Source organism: Curvibacter lanceolatus ATCC 14669, assembly GCF_000381265.1.
Taxonomy (GTDB): Bacteria; Pseudomonadota; Gammaproteobacteria; order Burkholderiales; family Burkholderiaceae_C; genus Curvibacter; species Curvibacter lanceolatus.
This window is the reverse complement of sequence record NZ_KB906258.1, coordinates 204,373-221,462: the sequence shown is the minus strand read 5'-3', so window position 1 is coordinate 221,462 and position 17,090 is coordinate 204,373. Positions and strand designations below refer to the sequence as shown.

The window sequence follows — 17,090 nt, the reverse complement described above, 5'->3', positions numbered from 1 at the left end:
ACCCTGCGCAGCAGGGCGTGCACGTCGGGTCGCCTTTCTTTGCTTACTTTCTTTGGCGAGACAAAGAAAGTGAGGCGCCCGCCGGGGCGCAATCCCGGCCTCCGCCCTGCAAAAGACAGCAGACCCATCAGAGCGCAGCGGCACCCCAGACCGCTCGATCCCTCAACCCGGTAACACCGGAGATCCCACCATGCTGACCGTCAAGAACATCAACCAGTACTACGGCGGCTCCCACATCCTGCGTGACGTGAGCCTGCAAACCACCCTCGGCAAAGTCACCGTGCTGCTGGGCCGCAACGGCGTCGGCAAGACCACCCTGCTGAAAAGCCTGATGGGCCTGGTGCCCATCAAGACCGGCAGCATCGAGTTCGACGGCCGGGCCATCGAAAAGGCCACGCCCTATGAGCGGGCCCGTGCCGGCATCGGCTTTGTGCCCCAGGGCCGCGAGATCTTTGCCCGCCTCACGGTCGAAGAGAACCTGCGCATGGGCCTGGCCTACAAGCCTGGCAGCACCCCGGTGCCGGCCGAGCTGTACGAGCTGTTTCCGGTGCTCAAGCAGATGCTGCACCGCCGTGGAGGTGACCTGTCGGGTGGGCAGCAGCAGCAGCTCGCCATCGCCCGTGCGCTGGCCGCCGGGCCGCGCCTGCTGATCCTGGACGAGCCCACCGAAGGCATCCAGCCCAGCATCATCAAGGACATCGGCCGCGTGATCCGCATGCTGGCCGACCGCGGCGACATGGCCATCCTGTTGTGCGAGCAGTACTACGACTTTGCCGAAGAACTGGCCGACGACTACCTGGTGATGGAGCGCGGCGAGGTGATCGCCCGGGGCCCGGGCAGCGAGATGGCCGAGAAGGGCGTGCGCCAACTGGTGGCGATCTGATCTGACTTGATCTGAGCCGCCCCCTGCGGCGGCGGGTTCATTCAACAACCCAACTGGTCTGCCAGGGCCAGCAGGCTGGCGCAGTGCAGCTCGTTGCCGGGCTGGGGCGTGCTGTCCTTGGGGTGGGCCGCACCATGCTCCAGCGGGCGCTCGATGTAGGCCGTGCGCAGGCCGCATTGGCGTGCGGCGGCCAGGTCGTCGTGGTGGGTGGCGACCAGCATCACCTGATGGGGGGCCACGTCGAACACGCGGGCCACGCCCAGGTAGGTGGCCGGGTCGGGCTTGTAGGCCCGGAACACCTCGGCACTCAGAATGCAGTCCCAGGGCAGGCCGGCGCGCTTGGCCATGTTCGTCAGCAGGCCCAGATTGCCGTTGGACAGCGTGCACAGCGTGTAGCGCTGCTTCAGCCGGTGCAGGCCGGGCACGCTGTCGGGCCAGGGGTTCAGCCGGTGCCAGGCACGGTTCAGGTGCTGGCGTGCCGGCTCGTCGAGCTGGGTCAGGCCGAAGCGGGGCAGCAGCTCGTCCAGGATCAGGCGGTGCAGCTCGTCGATGCGGGTCCAGCCCAGCTCGCCGCTCATGACCCGCGCCATGGCGGGCTTGTAGCCGGCACGCCAGGCGTTGGCGAAGGCGTCGCCGTCCACACCCGGGGCCAGGGCTTCGACCTCGGCGCGGATGCTGCCGTGCCAGTCGACCACGGTGCCGAAGATGTCAAAGGCCAGCACCTGCAGTTCGGTGCTGAGGCGGAGCACGGGGTGTGCTGCGGCGGCAGAAGGGTTCATGCGGGGCCTCCGGTGGGTCGGGGCAGTCTAAGCCCAGCGCGGCCCGGCCACCCCTACATGGCCCAGATGCGCGGCGGGGTGCTGCCCAGTTGCCACAGCTGGCTGCGCCAGCTCGCCCAGACGGCGCGCAGCAGCTGCATCACGGGCTCGACCTGCGGGCCCAGCACGCGCACCACCACCACCCGCTCGTTGGGGCAGGTGGCGCCGCTCCAGTCGGCCAGCGTGTGGCCGGCACTGGCTTCGCGGGCCAGGGCCAGGGCCTGCTCGCTGCGTGCGCGGCCCAGGGCGCTGCCGGCCACCAGGAACAGCGAGCCCACGCAGCGCTGGCCGGCCAGGCCCAGCGGGCTTTGCAGCAGCCGGGTGTCGCTGGCCGCGATGCGGCCGCGCTCCAGCCACACGCCGGGCAGCTCGATGTGCTGGGCAAAGCTGCCCTGCTCGAAAGGCTGGTTGGCGTGGGGCAGGCCCAGGGCGGTGATGTCCCAGCCCATCAGCTCGGCGCCGGGGGCCAGGTGCATGCGCAGCTCGTTGTGGGCGTCGCAGGCGTTGTAGGCCAGGGCTTCGAGCGGCAGCCACTCCAGGCGCGCGCCTTCGGCCAGGTGCAGGCTGCTGCGTTGCAGGGCCGGCTCGCCGAGCGAGCGGTAGAAGCGTGTCGCGCCCGGGGTGGTCACCAGGCCGTGGGCGCCCGGCTCGACCTGCACCCGGATGTCCAGCGTGTCGCCCCCCACCAGGCCGCCAGGCGGGTGCACCAGCACGTTGTGGCAGATCGGGCCCTCGGGGTAGAGGCTTTTGAGGATGCGCAGCGGCCCATCATGCTGATGGTGGGCCACGGTGCGCAAGGCCGGTGAATCGGCGCTGGCCCCGGAGGCGACGGGGCTGGCTTGCAGGCGGTATTGGAGATCGAGTCGGGCGTGCCAGGACATGCGTTCGAGTGTAGGTGAGCCGGAGAGGCCTCGGAGCGCTTGGGCCCTCCGCGCCAAGGATTCTGGCTGCCGTGTCAGGGCCCGCTGGGGGTGGGGCGCCAGGCCCCCTCAATCCGGCAGCGGAAACGCCGGCGTGGGCACCCCCGCTGGCAGGCCCAGGGCGCTGAGCCGGAACACGTTGTGCTGCGGGTCGGCCAGCACCGCCTGCCATTGCCCGTAGTAGGTGGGGTAGGGCGGCTTGATCAGGCGCCCGCCCAGGGCCGCCACGCGCTCGGCGCAGCGGCTCACGGCGTCGGCCGTGTCGAGCATGAAGGTGCAGTAGGCCGTCACCGGTGGCACGCTGCCCAGTGCCGGGGCGCGCTCAGGCAGGCCCAGCAGATCGTAGGCCGGGCGGGCGTTGAAGCCCAGCTGGAAGTCGGCGGTCTCCAGCGCCCGGTAGATGGGCGAGCGGCTGGCCACGGCCTCGGGCAGGCCGAGCAGGGCCTGGTAGAAGTCGAGCAGGGCCTGCGGGTCGGGGGTGAACAGGTTGAACCAGAGTTTCATGCGGTGGCCTGCGCAGCGGGGGCAGAGGTGTTGGCGGCGGTGGCGGTGGCAGGTGACAGGGCCGCTGGCGCGTAGGTCTTGAGGTACATCTGGCGCAGGTGCTCGCCCGCCGTGCAGGGGCTGTAGCGCGGCGTCTCGCCCGGGGCCACGGTGCCGGGCACGGGCTCGATCGGGGCCAGGTAGTCGGGCTCGTAGAAGAAGGGGATGGAGTGCCGGGCTGCCCCGCCCGAGTGCCGGTTGCGCACCCGGTGCGGGTTGGAGTGATACAGCCCGTTGGTCCAGCGCGGGATCATGTCGCCCAGGTTGACCACCAGGGTGCCGGGCAGGGGAGTGGCTTCGATCCACTCGCCCGAGGGTGTGCACACCTCCAGGCCCCCGTGGCTGTCTTGCGCCAGCAGGGTCAGCGCGCCCCAGTCGGTGTGGGCGCCGGCCCCGAAGGTGCGCTCGTCGGCCCCGTCGGGGTGGGGCGGGTAGCGCACCATGCGCAGCGTCACCATGGGGCTGCCGTTGCTGGGGTCGAAGTAGGTTTCGGCCAGGCCCAGCGACAGGGCCATCAGCTGCATCAGGCGGCGGGCCAGGGCCAGCATGGCCTGCATGTAGGCCTCGCAGCGGGCCGGGGCCTCGGGCAGCTGCGGCGGCCATTGGTTGTGGCCATAGGTCTGGTAGCCGGCGCGCACATAGGGGTGGTCGTCGGGGTAGGCCAGGCCGCAGTAGAAGCTTTCCTTGAGGTCGGGGTGGGCCTGGGCGTCCAGGGTCTGGGCGCCCAGGGCCTCAAAGCCCCGTGAGGAGGGCGAGTGGCGGATCGAGAAGGCCTCGCGCACGCTGGCCGGCAGGGTCAGCAGTTGCTCGGCCAGGGCGAACTGCTGCGCGATCAGCGCCTCGGGCACGCCGTGGTGGCGCACGTAGAAGAAGCCCGAGTCGCGGGCCGCGGCGCCAAACTGGCGCGCCACGTCAGCGCTGCGCGGGGCACCCGGCAGCAGGGCATCGGTCAGGTCCAGGATGGGCAGTTGCGGCATGGTGGCGGCTCGGCTGTCTGGGGGGGCAAGGCGGGGCGGATCAGGCCTTGAGCTTGCGCTCGGCTGCCGTGGGCAGGAAGCGGTCGGTCCAGAACTCGGCCAGCGTGGGCGAGCCCTTGAGGCCGAAGGCGGTGACGGTCTCGTCGATGGTGGCCTGCAGCCGCGCCGGTGTGGCCGCGCCCCAGCCATTGGCTCGGGTTTCGGCGGTCTTCATGGTGCCGTCCACGATCAGCTTGAGGCGTTCGTACTCCAGCTCTTCATTGGCCAGTGGCTCGCGGGTCTTGATGGCGGCGGCGCCGGCACGCGGGTCGGCCATCACCTCGATCCAGCCACGGGTGGTGGCCTTCACAAAGGCTTTCATGGCGTCGGGGCGTTCCTGCAGGCTCTTGGGGTTGGCCACCAGGCCGTTGCCGTACGACTTCATGCCCAGGTCGGAGAAGCGGAACACCGTGAGCTGTTCGGGCCCCATGCCGCGCGCCTTGAGGTTGAGCAGGCCGGTGAAGAAGAAGTAGGCCGCGCCGTCGAAGTCGCCCTTCACGAAGCGGGTGTCGCCGATGTCGGGCGACACGTTCTCCCACTTCACGCCCGAGGGGTCGAAGCCCTGGGCCTTGGCAAAGGCCGGAAACAGCTTGCGCGAGGCGTTGAAGGGCTGGCCCAGCAAGGTCTTGCCGGCCAGGTCGGCCGGCTTCTTGATGGGGCCGTCCTTGCGCACGATGATCGAGTTGGGGTTCAGGTCGTACTGGATGGCCACGGCCAGCAGTTGCGCCGTCGGGTTGGCCAGGTTGAATTCGATCATGGTCGACAGGTCGGCCGAGGCCACGTCGTAGGCGCCGCTGCCCACCAGGCTGATGGCAGCGGCCGAGCCGTTGCCGGTGTCGATGCTCACGTCCAGCCCCACGTCCTTGTAGTAACCGCGTTGCTGGGCCAGCAGAAAGCCGGCGCCCGAGGCTTCGATCTTCCAGCCCAGGTTGAACTTGAATTTCTGCAGCGAGCCCTGGGCGCGCACCCAGGGGGTGACCAGGGGGGCGGTGACGGCGAGTGTGGCGGCGGCGCTGGCGCGCAGAAGGGAACGGCGTTGCATGGAAAGAGCACTCCTCAAGTGGCGTGTGGGGCACGTGGGTCGGGAGGCACGGGCGGGCGCGCCCCCGGGATGCGGCCCGGGCGACCGGCCCGCATCCTGAAGGCAGCGCTACACCGGGTGGGGCAACCCGGTGGCCTGCGCCTGACTTCAAGAGCAATTTCCGGGCGGCTGGGCCGCTGAACGCTTCTACTCTTGAGGGGGATCGGGTGCAGTTTTCATGCCACCCCGGCTGGGGCGCCACAGGGGGGCACAAAGTGCGATCAAGGGCCTCTCAAACGCAGGCGCCGGCACCGGCCTGAGGCGTTCTGCGCCACGCTGGTGCGCGTCAGGCCGCCTGGGCCTGGCCTGAAACCTGCTTGATCACTGGCAAGAGTAGAAGCGTTCAGCTGCCCTGTCCGGCCGGTGTGCCGGGCCTGGGGCAGACCGGGAATTGCTCTTGAGGCCCGGCGGGGCCAGCTTCCCAGGAAGCCGGTGCCCGCATGCGCTTCAGGGGCCTGCCCGGCCGGCTGGATTGATTCGGATCGTCTTCGATCGGATTTTTCCGCTGGAACGGGCGGGTGTCTCCGGAGCGCGGGCTGTGTTGTCACACCCACCGATTCCGATTCAAGGAGCCCTGAATGAGCACTGCCACCCTCTTGTCCCCCTCCACCCCTTTGCCCCCCACCGCCTCGGCCCAGTCTGAACTGGCCAAGGAGTCGCGCATGGGCGCCATGGGCTCTGAAACCGGCCAGCGTGAGATCCGCCGCATCTCGCTGGCCGACTACGACCAGCGCAAGGCCCAGATCGCCGATGAGCTGTGGTCGGCCGCCGTGGATGTCGGCTTCTTCCAGATCGTGGACCACGGCATCGACCTGGCGGCGGTGCGCGAGGCCTTTGCCACCTCGGAGCGCTTCTTTGCCCTGCCCGATGCCGTGAAGGCCCAGTGGCCGCACCAGAAGGCCAACAACGTGAGCTGGGAGACCAAGGCCCAGGTGCGGCCCAGCACGGGCACCCCCGACCAGAAGGAGTCGTATCAGATCACGCGCCCCCACATGGCGGGCCTGTGGCCCAGCGAGGCCGAGCTGCCGGGCTTCCAGGCCACCATGCTGGCCTTCGAGGCCGACTGCTGGGCCTTGGGCATGAAGGTGCTGTCGTGCTTTGCCGACAAGCTGGGCTTTGCCAGCGACTTTTTCACCGGTGCGCACGACCCGGCCAGCCCCGAGTACCAAAGCACGCTGCGCCTGCTGCATTACTACGCCATCCCGCCCGAGGCCCAGGCCCACCTGGACCTGTGGCGGGCCGGCGCCCACACCGATTTCGACTGCCTGACCCTGCTGTACCAACGCCCGGGCCAGGGTGGCCTGCAGGTGTGCCCGGGCAAGGAGATGGATTCGCAGGCCTGGACCTCGGTGGAACCCGATGAGGCGGCCATCACCTGCAACATTGGCGACATGCTGATGCGCTGGAGCGATGACCTGCTGCCCTCCAACTTCCACCGCGTGAAGAACCCTCAACCCGGTGAGTACATGGGCCCCCGCTACAGCGTGGCCTTCTTCTGCCAGGCCAACCGCGATGCGGTGATCGAAGGCCCGCAGAAGAAGTACCCGGCCATCACGGCGGGCGACTACCTGCGCCAGCGCGTGGCGGCGAACTTCAAGCCGTATTGAACCGGGGCGGGCTAACCGGGGCGGGCTGGGGCCGGGCGCGATCAGCGCGTGGCCCAGAAGCCCTGGTGCGGGGCCAGCAGCTCTTCACGCAGGGTGGCAAAGGGCCCCAGCACCTGCACCGCCCGCTGGCCGCACGAGAACACCTCGCGGCAGGGCAGGTCCAGCGTGGGGTTCTCGGGGTGGTCGCCGGTCAGGCTCAGCAGATCGGCCTCTGAGGCGCCGTAGACCACACGCCCGATGCCGGCCCAGTAAATCGTGCCGGCGCACATGGCGCAGGGTTCGAAGGTGGTGACCAGGGTGCACTGCGCCAGTTCGGCGGGGCTCCAGCGGGCCGCTGCCTCGCGGGCCAGGGTCGACTCCGCATGGTTGACGGTGTCGATGTTGCCCTGTTCAGCCAGCACGGTGACACCATCGGCACCCAGCAGCAGGGCGCCGAAGGGGTGACGCCCCTCGGACATGGCCCGCCGGGCCACCTCGTTGGCCCGGCGCAGGGCCTGCAGGGCTTGTTCGGGGCTCAGAGGGGGCATGGCGTCTTCCTTACTCGCCGTGCGAGCCCCGGTGGGCCCAGCCGGTGGTGCGTTTCTCGATCAGGCTGAACAGCTCATACATCACCATGGCCATGGCGCCCACCACCAGCAGGCCGGCAAAGGCCAGGCCCATCTGCATGGCCGAGCCGGCACTGATCAGCAGGTAGCCGATGCCTTCGTTGGCGGCCGTCATCTCGGACACCGTGGTGCCCACGAAGGCCAGCGTGATGGCGACCTTGAGCGAGCCGTAGAAGTAGGGCATGGAGCGCGGCAGGCCGACTTTCATCAGCACGTCCCAGCGGCGCGCGCCGAGCACGCGCAGCACGTCTTCCAGCTCGGGCTCCAGCGTGGCCAGGCCGGTGGCGATGTTGACCATGATGGGGAAGAAGCTGATCAGAAAGGCGGTCAGGATGGCCGGGCCCACGCCGATGCCGAACCACACCACCAGGATGGGCACGAACGCGGCCTTGGGCAAGGCGTTGAAGGCCGTCATCAGCGGGTAGACCGCGGCATAGGCCAGGCGCGAGCTGCCGATCACAAAGCCCAGCAGCACGCCCACCACGATGGCCAGGCCAAAGCCCGCCATCGTCACCCAGAAGGTGCGCCAGGCGTGGCCCGCGATGATCCACTTGAACTCCATGAACTGGCTGCCGATGCGTGCCGGGCTGGGAAAGATGAACTCGGACACATTGAAGGCCGAGCACAGCACCTGCCAGGTCACCAGCACCGCCACCAGCAGCAGCCAGGGCGACCAGCGTTCGATCATTTTTTTGTTGTTGGCCATGAATGCCCGCCTTACTGGTTGATGACCGCGCCGGCCTTGCGCAGGGCGCCGATGTGGCCGCGCAGCTCGTGCACGATGTCAGTGAATTCTTTGGTGTAGGTGAGTTCAAGTTCGCGCGGGCGCGGCAACTCGATCTCGCGCTTGACCACGAAGCGGCCCGGGCTCTTGCTCATCACGTACACGGTGTCGGCCAGGAAGACCGATTCGCGCAGGTCGTGCGTGACCAGGATGACGTTGAATTTCTGCTCGGTCCAGAGGTCGCGCAGGATGCACCACAGCTCTTCACGGGTGAAGGCGTCCAGGGCGCCGAAGGGCTCGTCGAGCAGCAGCATCTTGGGCTCGTGGATCAGCGCGCGGCAGATGCTGGCGCGTTGTTGCATGCCGCCCGAGAGCTGCCACGGAAACTTGTCCTCGTAGCCGGCCAGGCCCACCTTCTGCAGCAGGGCGCGGGCACGGGCTTCGTACTCCTTGCGCTTTTGCTTGAAGCTGGATCGGTAGGGCTCGACGATCTCCAGCGGCAGCAGCACGTTGTCCACCGTGGTGCGCCAGGGCAGCAGCGAGGGCGCCTGGAAGGCCATACCCGAGATCTTCAGCGGCCCGGTGACGGGCTGCCCATCGATCAGGATGCGGCCCATCGAGGGCATCTTGAGCCCGGTGGTGAGCTTCATGAAGGTCGACTTGCCGCAGCCCGAGGGCCCGACGATGGCGATGAACTCGCCCTGGCGCACCTGCAGGTCGATGCCTTCGACGGCGAAGTGGTTCTGCGCCAGCAGCTCGTCGTTGTAGGCGAGCCAGACATCACGGAAGTCGACGAAGTAGGGGGCCTCTGGGGTGGCTAGGGGGGCGGACATGCAGACTCTCCGGACGCGGGTGGGCGGGGGTGAACAAGGGCGAAAGGCGCTGCAGCCGGCCTGCCGCAGCAGACCGGTTGTGCAGGGGTGCTTACTTGCGCGGCAGGATGTTGAGTTCGGCGGCCGAGGGCAGGTAGGCGCCGGTCCAGGCGGTGTCGGGGTTGGCGCGGGTCTTGGTGGCATAGGCATCGGACACCTGCGAGGCCATCAGCGACAGGCGCGCTGCGTTCACCTGACCAAAGCCTTCGGCTCGCGCGTCGGGGCTGTTGATCACAGTGTCGATGGCCAGTTTCAGGCGGCGGGCTTCCAGCTCGCTGTTGATGATGCCGTCGCGCTGCTTCACGTACTCAATGGCGGCCTCGGGCTTGGCGATGACTTCCTTGGCGCCCTTGGTGAAGGCCAGCAGGAAGGCCTTCACGGCGGCGGGGTTCTCCTTGAGCAGCTTGGGCGAGGCGATGATGGCATTGCCGTACAGCTTCACCCCGAGTTCCGAGTAGGGCATCACCACCACGTCGCTGGCCTTGGCGCCGCGCGCCTCCAGGTTGAGCAGCGAGGTGAAGGTGAAGCCGGTGATGGCGTCGATGTCGCCACGCACCAACATGGTCTCGCGCAGCGGCGGGTCCATGGCGGTCCACTGCACGCTACCCACCTGGTTGGCCTTGGCAAAGATCGGGAAGGCCCGGCGACCTGCGTCGAACACCGGGGCGCCGAGCTTCTTGCCGTTCAGGTCGGCTGGCTTGGTGATGCCGCTCTTCTTGAGCGCCATGACCGAGGCCGGCGTGTTGTTGTAGACCATCATGATGGCCACCGGCTTGTTGGGGGCGTCGGGGTTGTTGGCCTGGAATTCCATCAGGGCGGCCAGATCGGCAAAGCCCATGTCGTAGCTGCCCGAGGCCACGCGCTGCACCGCCCCGCCCGAGCCGTTGCCCGCATCCACCGTGACATCGAGCTTGGCGTCCTTGAAGTAGCCCTTGGCGGCGGGCAGCAGGAATAGCGCGGCAGGACCTTCAAAGCGCCAGTCGAGCTGGAACTTGATGGGGGTATTTTGGGCTTGGGCGCTGCCCAGGGCCAGGGCCAGGCTCAGGGCCAGACCCGCTTGGATAAAGCTACGTTTTTGCATCGACACAGGCTCCGTTGGTTGCATACAAGTTAGCAAAAACAGTGCCTGAATGGTCTGTGCGTGCAAAAAAACAGCCCCTGGGGCGCCCTGTTGAACAGGGGCTGCCAGGGGCCGTCGGCGAGGGGCGAGCCCTGAGGCCCGCACCGCGATACCTCAGGTGCTCAGCGGGTCACGCCGGCATTGGCGGCCGCCAGTGCGGTCATGTTGACCACGCGGCGCATGGTGGACGAGGGCGTCATGATGTGGGCCGAAGCGGCTGCACCCAGCAGGATGGGGCCGATGGTCACGCCGTGGCCGCCCGTGGTCTTGAGCACGTTGAACAGGATGTTGGCTGCGTCCAGGTTGGGGCAGATCAGCACATTGGCCTCGCCGCTCAGGCTGCTGTCCATCAGCGAGTGGCTGCGCACGTCTTCGGACAGGGCCGCATCGCCGTGCATCTCGCCGTCGCATTCCACATCGGGGGCCAGGCGGGCGAAGATCTCGCGGGCTTCGCGCATCTTCACGGCCGAGGCGCGCTTGGACGAGCCGAAGTTCGAGTGCGACAGGAACGCCACCTTGGGCGGCAGACCGAAGCGCTTCACCTCTTCGACCGCGGCCAGCGCGATCTCGGCCAGTTGCTGGGCGTCGGGGTTCTCATTGATGTAGGTGTCGGCGATGAACAGGGTGTGCTTGTCCAGCATCAGGGCGTTGAGCGCGGCAAAGCCCGAGGCGCCTTCGCGCAGGCCCAGGATGTCACGCAGGTGCTCCAGGTGGCTGTCGTAGCGGCCCACCAGCCCGCACAGCATGGCGTCGGCGTCGCCGAGCTTGACCATCAGCGCGGCAATCACCGTGTTGGAGCGGCGCACCGCGGCCTTGGCGGCCTCGGGCGTCACGCCCTGGCGGCCCATCAGGCGGTGGTAGGTTTCCCAGTACTGGCGGAAGCGTGGGTCGTCCTCGGGGTTGCAGATCTCGATGTCCTTGCCCGGCTGCAGGCGCAGGCCGGCCTTGGCGATGCGCGCCGCGATCACGGCCGGGCGGCCGATCAGGATGGGGCGGGCCAGGCCGTCGTCAACCGCCACCTGGGCGGCGCGCAGCACGCGCTCGTCTTCACCCTCGGCATAGGCCACGCGCTTGTGGGCGGCCTTGGCAGCGGCAAACACGGGGCGCATGAACATGCCGGTGGCGTACACAAAGCGCGACAGGCTTTCGCGGTAGGCCTCGATGTCCTCGATGGGGCGGGTGGCCACGCCAGACTCTTGCGCGGCCTTGGCCACGGCCGGGGCGATGCGCAGGATCAGGCGGGCATCAAACGGGGTGGGGATCAGGTACTCGGGGCCGAAGCTCAGTTCTTTGCCAGCGTAGGCGGCGGCCACTTCATCGCTCATCTCGGCCTTGGCCAGGTCGGCGATCTCGCGCACGCAGGCGCGCTTCATCTCGGCCGTGATCTTGGTGGCACCGCAGTCCAGTGCACCCCGGAAGATGTACGGGAAGCACAGCACGTTGTTGACCTGGTTGGGGTAGTCCGAGCGGCCGGTGGCAATGATGCAATCGGGGCGCACGGCCTTGGCCAGTTCGGGGCGGATCTCGGGCTCGGGGTTGGCCAGGGCCAGGATGATGGGCTGGCGCGCCATGGTCTTGACCATCTCGGCGGTCAGCACGCCGGGGGCCGAGCAGCCCAGGAACACGTCGGCCTCGTTGACCACGTCGGCCAGGGTGCGGGCCGTGGTGGTCTGGCAGTAGCGGCGCTTGGACTCGTCGAGGCGGCCGCTCTTGGCGTCGTCCCGCTCGCTCTGGATCAGGCCCTTGGAGTCGCAGACATAGACGTTCTCACGCTTCACGCCCAGGCCCACCATCACGTCCAGGCAGGCGATGGCGGCAGCACCTGCGCCCGACACCGCCACCTTGACGGCGCCGATGTCCTTGCCCACCAGCTCCAGGCCGTTGAGCAGGGCGGCCGAGGAGATGATGGCCGTGCCGTGCTGGTCGTCGTGGAAGACGGGGATGTTGAGGCGGTCGGACAGTTGCTTCTCGATGTAGAAGCACTCGGGGGCCTTGATGTCTTCGAGGTTGATGCCGCCCAGGGTGGGCTCCAGGGCTGCAATGATCTCGACCAGCTTGTCGGGATCGCGCTCGGCCAGTTCGATGTCGAACACGTCGACACCGGCGAACTTCTTGAACAGGCAGCCCTTGCCTTCCATCACGGGTTTGCCGGCCAGCGGGCCGATGTCGCCCAGGCCCAGCACGGCCGTGCCGTTGGTGATCACGCCCACCAGGTTGCCACGCGAGGTGTAGTCAAAGGCCAGCGAGGGATCGGCCTGGATGTCCAGGCAGGGGTAGGCGACGCCGGGCGAGTAGGCCAGCGACAGGTCGCGCTGGTTGGACAGGGGCTTGGTCGGCGTGACCGAGATCTTGCCCCGCACCGGTTTGCGGTGGTATTCGAGGGCGGCTTCGCGCAAGGCTTGCTCGGCGGCAGACAGGGAAGATGACATGAATTGGGTTCCTACGGATGCGTACGCGGGCAGAGAGCTTACCCCATCCTGACGGCATGCTGACGGTGGGGTGGGGTGGTTGGGGGCCAGGGCTCAATGGCTGTCGGATTGACGAGCAGCGGCTCGAATGGCTTCCTCGTCGTGGCGTGCACCGTTGAAGAAAAGGTTCAGCAGCACTGCGCTGATGGTGGCCAGCAGGATGCCCGATTCGATCAGCGGGTGGATGGCATGCGGCATCCACTGGCGGAAGTTGGGAGCCAGCAGCGGGATCATGCCCACACCGATGGAAATCGCGACGATCAGCGCGTTGTGGCGGTTGTCCTTGAAGTCCACACCCCCCAGGATGCGGATGCCGGTGGTGGCCACCATGCCGAACATCACCAGGCCGGCGCCACCCAGCACCACGGTGGGCAGGGACTCGACCAGGGCCGCCATCTTGGGCAGCAGGCCCAGCACGATCAGGATGATGCCGCCGGCCACGCACACAAAGCGGCTGCGCACGCCGGTCACCGCCACCAGGCCCACGTTCTGCGAGAAGCTGGTGTAGGGGAAGGTGTTGAACAGGCCCCCGATCAGGGTGCCCAGGCCATCGGTGCGCAGGCCGGCGGTCAGGGCCTTGTTGTCGACCTTGCGCTCGGTCATCTCGCCCAGGGCCAGGAACATGCCGGTCGATTCGATCATCACCACCAGCATGACCACGGTCATGGTCAGGATCAGCAGCGGGTCGAACACCGGGGTGGCGATCTCGAAGGGCAGCACGAGGTCGAACCAGTGGGCCTTGCCGACCTTCTCGAAGGTCATCAGCCCCAGGGCCACCGACACCACACCGCCGATGACGATGCCCAGCAGCACCGAGATGTTGGCCGCAAAGCCACGCGCAAAGCGGTTGATCGCCAGGATGGAGGCCAGCACCAGGGCGGCCACGCCCACGCCCATCAGGTCGGCGTATTTGGGGTTGGGCACGGTGGGCAGGATGGCCAGGCCCTTGGGCACGGCCGGCAAGGCCGAGCCCGGGGCCGAAGCCAGCTTGCCGGCCTCGGCCAGCCAGCGCAGGTGTTCGGGGTCGGGCACGCTGGGGGCGGTGGGGCCCACGGGGTTGCCGAAAATCCAGTTGATGCCGACGCGCATCAGGCTGATGCCGATCACCATGATCAGGGTACCGGTGACTACCGGCGGAAAAAAGCGCAACAAGCGGCTGACCACCGGGGCGATGAGGATCGAGATGATGCCGGCGCCAATGATCGAGCCAAAGATCAGTTGGGCCCCGGCCAGGCCGGGGTGGCTGTTGGCGATCGCCACCATCGGGCCGACCGAGGCAAAGGTGACCCCCATCATCACCGGCAGTTTGATGCCGAACCACGGGGTGGCGCCCAGTGCCTGGATCAGCGTGACCAGGCCGCAGCAGAACAGGTCGGCCGAGATCAGCATGGCCACCTGCTCGGGGTCGAGCTTGAGGGCGCGGCCGATGATCAGCGGCACGGCAATCGCGCCGGCATACATGACCAGCACGTGCTGCAGGCCCAGGGCGGCCAATCGGTTGATGGGAAGGCGTTCGTCGACGGGGTGGACCGCTGGATTCATGCTGATTTCCTTGAGGGCTGGAAGGGGCGGAACGTGGTGAACCTGAGACCGCCGCGCGGGGGATCTGCGCACTTCGTGCACATAGTTGTATGTGAAAAGTGTATACAGCTCGATCCGTGCGGAGCTCAGTGAAAACCCGAGCGCCAGCAGCCTGCAAGAAGCAGGCCAGAACTCATGGACAAGCCCCGGACAACCCTGTTGAGGGGCTGGGCGGGCCTGTTGGGGCGATCAGCCCGGCGTGCGCTGCACCGGGCTCAGCGAATCGCGCAGCCTGTCGTGGATGCGCGGCGTGTCGGGGCGCAAGGCTTCCTCCACATGGCCGATGTGGGCCAACAGACGGTCGCGCGCCAGGGCCAGATCACCGGCTTCGATCGCCTCGACGATGGCCTCGTGCTCCTGGCACGACTGGCTGGCTTCGTGGCGTGACTGGTACAACGAGGCGGCCAGCGTGGTGCGGGCGGTCAGGTCGCGCAGCACGTCGGTGAGGCTGCGGTGCCCCATGCTTTCAGCCAGGCAAACATGGAAGTCGGCCAGCAGAAAGGCCCGGGCGGCGGCATCGGCGCCATCGATCGCACTTTGCTCGTCGGCGATGTGCTGGCGCAGGCGCCGCGTCACGGCCTGCAAGGGGCGGCCCTCGTCGCCCGCGCTGGCCAGGATGCCGGCCTCCACGATGCGGCGCGCCGAGAACGCATCGCGCGCGTCTTCCACCGAGGGCTCCACCACGTACCAGCCGCGCCGCGATCGCACCTCGACAAAGCCGCGCGCCTGCAGCTGCATCAGCGCCTCGCGCACCAGGGTGCGGCTGACGCCGAAGAGGTCGGCCAGGGCTTGTTCACCCAGGCGCTCGCCGGGGGCCAGCTTCTGGGCCAGGATGGATTCGACCACCTGTTGTGCGATTTCGGTCTGGGAGCTGCTCATGGGTTCCTGGAGTTTCGGGGTCAGTGCAGGCGAGGTGCGGTGAAGGTCGATGCCGACGGCCCTGCAAGCGCTGTGCCCGTCAGGGGGCCATCACCCAGCTTGAAGGCACCGACAGTCTGGGCCAGGTGGTGGGCCTGATCGTTGAGCACCGACGCCGCAGCGGCGGATTCTTCGACCAGGGCCGCATTTTGCTGCGTGGAGCGGTCCATTTCCGCCACTGCCTGGCTGATCTGGCCGATGCCGTTGCTTTGCTCGTGCATGGCGCCGTTGATCTCTCCGATCAACTGGCCGACCCGACGGATGCTGTCCATGATGGTGTCCATGGTCTGGCCCACGGCCTGCACACGCTGGGTGCCGGTGCTGACGCGCTCTTCCGAGGTGCTGATCAGGCCCTTGATTTCCTTGGCGGCGGTGGCGCTGCGTTGCGCCAGACTGCGCACCTCGGCCGCCACCACGGCAAAGCCGCGGCCGTTTTCACCGGCGCGGGCAGCCTCGACGGCCGCGTTCAAGGCCAGGATGTTGGTCTGGAAGGCAATGCCGTCGATCACACCAATGATGTCGCTGATGCGGGCGGACGACTGGTTGATCTCGTCCATGGTGCTGACGGCGCCGGCCACCACCTCACCCCCCTTGGCGGCGGCCTGGCTGGCCTCGCTGGCCAGTTGGGTGGCGCGCACCGTGGCTTCGGCCGACTGCTGGACGCTGGCCGTCAGTTGCACCAGGGCGGCCGAGGTCTGCTCCAGGCTGCTGGCCGCGCCCTCGGTGCGGCTGGACAGGTCATGGTTGCCGTTGCGGATCTCGTCGCTGGCCAGACGCACCGATTCGGCGCCCTGGCGGATGTCGCGCAGCACCACGGCCATCTTGTCGACGAAGGTGTTGAAGGAGCGGGCCACCTGGGCCACCTCGTCCTGCCCCGAGATGGGCAGGCGCTGCGTCAGATCGCCGCCGCCGGAGCTGATGTCGGCCATGGCGTCGCGCACCTGGGCCAGCCGGCGGAAGGCGCGGGCCGTGAAGACCGAGCTCAGCGCCGCGGCCAGCAGGGCCAGCACCACGGTGGCCAGCAGCACGCCGCGCGACACCTCACCCAGGGCCTGGGTGGCGTCGGCCTTGTCGAGCGCCACGATCAGGTACCAGTCGGTGCCCTGGATGGCGCGCGCCTGCAGCAGCTTGCTGATGCCACCGAGTTCCACCTCCTGCGGGGTGGTGGCGCTGAGCAGCTTGGCCAGCGATTCACCGGCCAAGGCCGGAGACAGCTCGGAGGCCGGTTTGAGGGTCAGCTTGGCATCGGCGTGGGCCAGCAACTGGCCGCTGCGGGTGACCAGGAAGGCCAGGCTGTTGGGGGTCGGGTGCACCGCGTTCACCACCTGGCGCACGCCGTCCAGAGGCACGGCCCCGCTGACCACCCCGGCCAGGGTGCCGTCGCGCAGCATGGGCGCGGCAAAGGACACAAAAGCCACCCCGGTCGAGGCGTCGGCATAGGGTGGTGTGACCACCAACTTGCCGGCCTGGGCGGCGGCCTTGTACCAGGGGCGGCCGGTCGGGTCGTAATTGGCCGGGGTGGTGGAGCTGCTGGAGACGTAGCTCTTGTCGGTCCAGCCCACCGTGGTCACCGGAAAGCCGCCGGCCTTGTTCATGTGCAGCACGATGCCCTGCGGGTCGCCATGCTGCACCGCGTTGGCGGCGGCCTGCACCGAGGTGGTCTTGGCGGCCACCCACAGGTCGATGGCCATGCCGTTGCCTTCGCTGGCCGCGCTCAGTTGCTGCGCTGCGGTCTGGGTGATGCTGGCGCGCAGCAGGGTGTAGGTGATGGCGCCCGTGAGGCTCAAGGCCACCACGACCGAGAGGGTCGTGATCAGCAGCAGTTTGGTACGCAGGGAACTCAGCATGGGGAGAACTTCGGAGTGGGGAGGGGGCCGACTTTACTGGCGCTGTATGACGGTCTGAAGCCACCCGCATTCGACGGGTGGCGCCAG

The 17,090-nt window shown here is 68.1% G+C and carries 15 protein-coding genes; 2 read left to right on the top strand and 13 right to left on the bottom strand.

Translation table 11 applies throughout. The features are described from left to right. Positions 1-190 precede the first annotated feature (190 nt). Complete coding sequence (gene urtE, locus F624_RS0113240) at positions 191-883, top strand: urea ABC transporter ATP-binding subunit UrtE (RefSeq protein WP_019574793.1); 693 nt, start codon at positions 191-193, stop codon at positions 881-883. Between the two features lie 41 nt (positions 884-924). Here urtE and F624_RS0113235 read toward each other — a convergent pair whose 3' ends face one another. From F624_RS0113235 to F624_RS0113215, 5 genes are all read right to left on the bottom strand, one after another. Next, positions 925-1,662: a haloacid dehalogenase type II gene (locus F624_RS0113235; protein ID WP_031254937.1), complete on the bottom strand. Its 738-nt coding sequence runs from the start codon at positions 1,660-1,662 to the stop codon at positions 925-927. Between the two features lie 53 nt (positions 1,663-1,715). Next, positions 1,716-2,582 (bottom strand): urease accessory protein UreD, encoded by an 867-nt coding sequence (locus tag F624_RS0113230; protein ID WP_019574791.1) that lies wholly within the window; start codon positions 2,580-2,582, stop codon positions 1,716-1,718. Between the two features lie 108 nt (positions 2,583-2,690). Continuing rightward, positions 2,691-3,125, bottom strand: coding sequence for a VOC family protein (locus F624_RS0113225; RefSeq protein ID WP_019574790.1), 435 nt, complete (start codon positions 3,123-3,125; stop codon positions 2,691-2,693). Continuing rightward, positions 3,122-4,141, bottom strand: coding sequence for an isopenicillin N synthase family dioxygenase (locus F624_RS0113220; RefSeq protein WP_019574789.1), 1,020 nt, complete (start codon positions 4,139-4,141; stop codon positions 3,122-3,124). The genes F624_RS0113225 and F624_RS0113220 overlap by 4 nt, the downstream gene beginning before the upstream one ends. Before the next feature lie 40 nt (positions 4,142-4,181). Beyond that, positions 4,182-5,222: an ABC transporter substrate-binding protein gene (locus F624_RS0113215; RefSeq protein ID WP_019574788.1), complete on the bottom strand. Its 1,041-nt coding sequence runs from the start codon at positions 5,220-5,222 to the stop codon at positions 4,182-4,184. 617 nt (positions 5,223-5,839) lie between these two features. Here F624_RS0113215 and F624_RS0113210 point away from each other — a divergent pair. Beyond that, positions 5,840-6,868: an isopenicillin N synthase family dioxygenase gene (locus tag F624_RS0113210; protein ID WP_019574787.1), complete on the top strand. Its 1,029-nt coding sequence runs from the start codon at positions 5,840-5,842 to the stop codon at positions 6,866-6,868. A gap of 41 nt (positions 6,869-6,909) precedes the next feature. Here F624_RS0113210 and F624_RS0113205 read toward each other — a convergent pair whose 3' ends face one another. The 8 genes from F624_RS0113205 to F624_RS0113170 form a co-directional block, all read right to left on the bottom strand. After that, positions 6,910-7,395: a nucleoside deaminase gene (locus F624_RS0113205; RefSeq protein ID WP_019574786.1), complete on the bottom strand. Its 486-nt coding sequence runs from the start codon at positions 7,393-7,395 to the stop codon at positions 6,910-6,912. A gap of 10 nt (positions 7,396-7,405) precedes the next feature. Beyond that, positions 7,406-8,179, bottom strand: a complete 774-nt coding sequence (locus F624_RS0113200) for an ABC transporter permease (RefSeq protein WP_019574785.1) — start codon at positions 8,177-8,179, stop codon at positions 7,406-7,408. 11 nt (positions 8,180-8,190) lie between these two features. Beyond that, positions 8,191-9,030 (bottom strand): ABC transporter ATP-binding protein, encoded by an 840-nt coding sequence (locus F624_RS0113195; RefSeq protein ID WP_019574784.1) that lies wholly within the window; start codon positions 9,028-9,030, stop codon positions 8,191-8,193. A gap of 91 nt (positions 9,031-9,121) precedes the next feature. Continuing rightward, on the bottom strand, positions 9,122-10,150 hold the full coding sequence (locus F624_RS0113190; protein WP_019574783.1) for an ABC transporter substrate-binding protein: 1,029 nt from the start codon (positions 10,148-10,150) through the stop codon (positions 9,122-9,124). Between the two features lie 161 nt (positions 10,151-10,311). Then, entirely contained in the window at positions 10,312-12,618 is a 2,307-nt protein-coding gene (locus F624_RS0113185) for an NADP-dependent malic enzyme (protein ID WP_031254934.1), read from the bottom strand. A 93-nt stretch (positions 12,619-12,711) separates the two neighbouring features. Beyond that, positions 12,712-14,199 (bottom strand): nucleobase:cation symporter-2 family protein, encoded by a 1,488-nt coding sequence (locus F624_RS0113180; protein ID WP_031254932.1) that lies wholly within the window; start codon positions 14,197-14,199, stop codon positions 12,712-12,714. Between the two features lie 228 nt (positions 14,200-14,427). Continuing rightward, entirely contained in the window at positions 14,428-15,117 is a 690-nt protein-coding gene (locus F624_RS0113175; RefSeq protein WP_019574780.1) for a GntR family transcriptional regulator, read from the bottom strand. Between the two features lie 20 nt (positions 15,118-15,137). Next, positions 15,138-17,003, bottom strand: coding sequence for a methyl-accepting chemotaxis protein (locus F624_RS0113170; protein WP_019574779.1), 1,866 nt, complete (start codon positions 17,001-17,003; stop codon positions 15,138-15,140). Positions 17,004-17,090 lie beyond the last annotated feature (87 nt).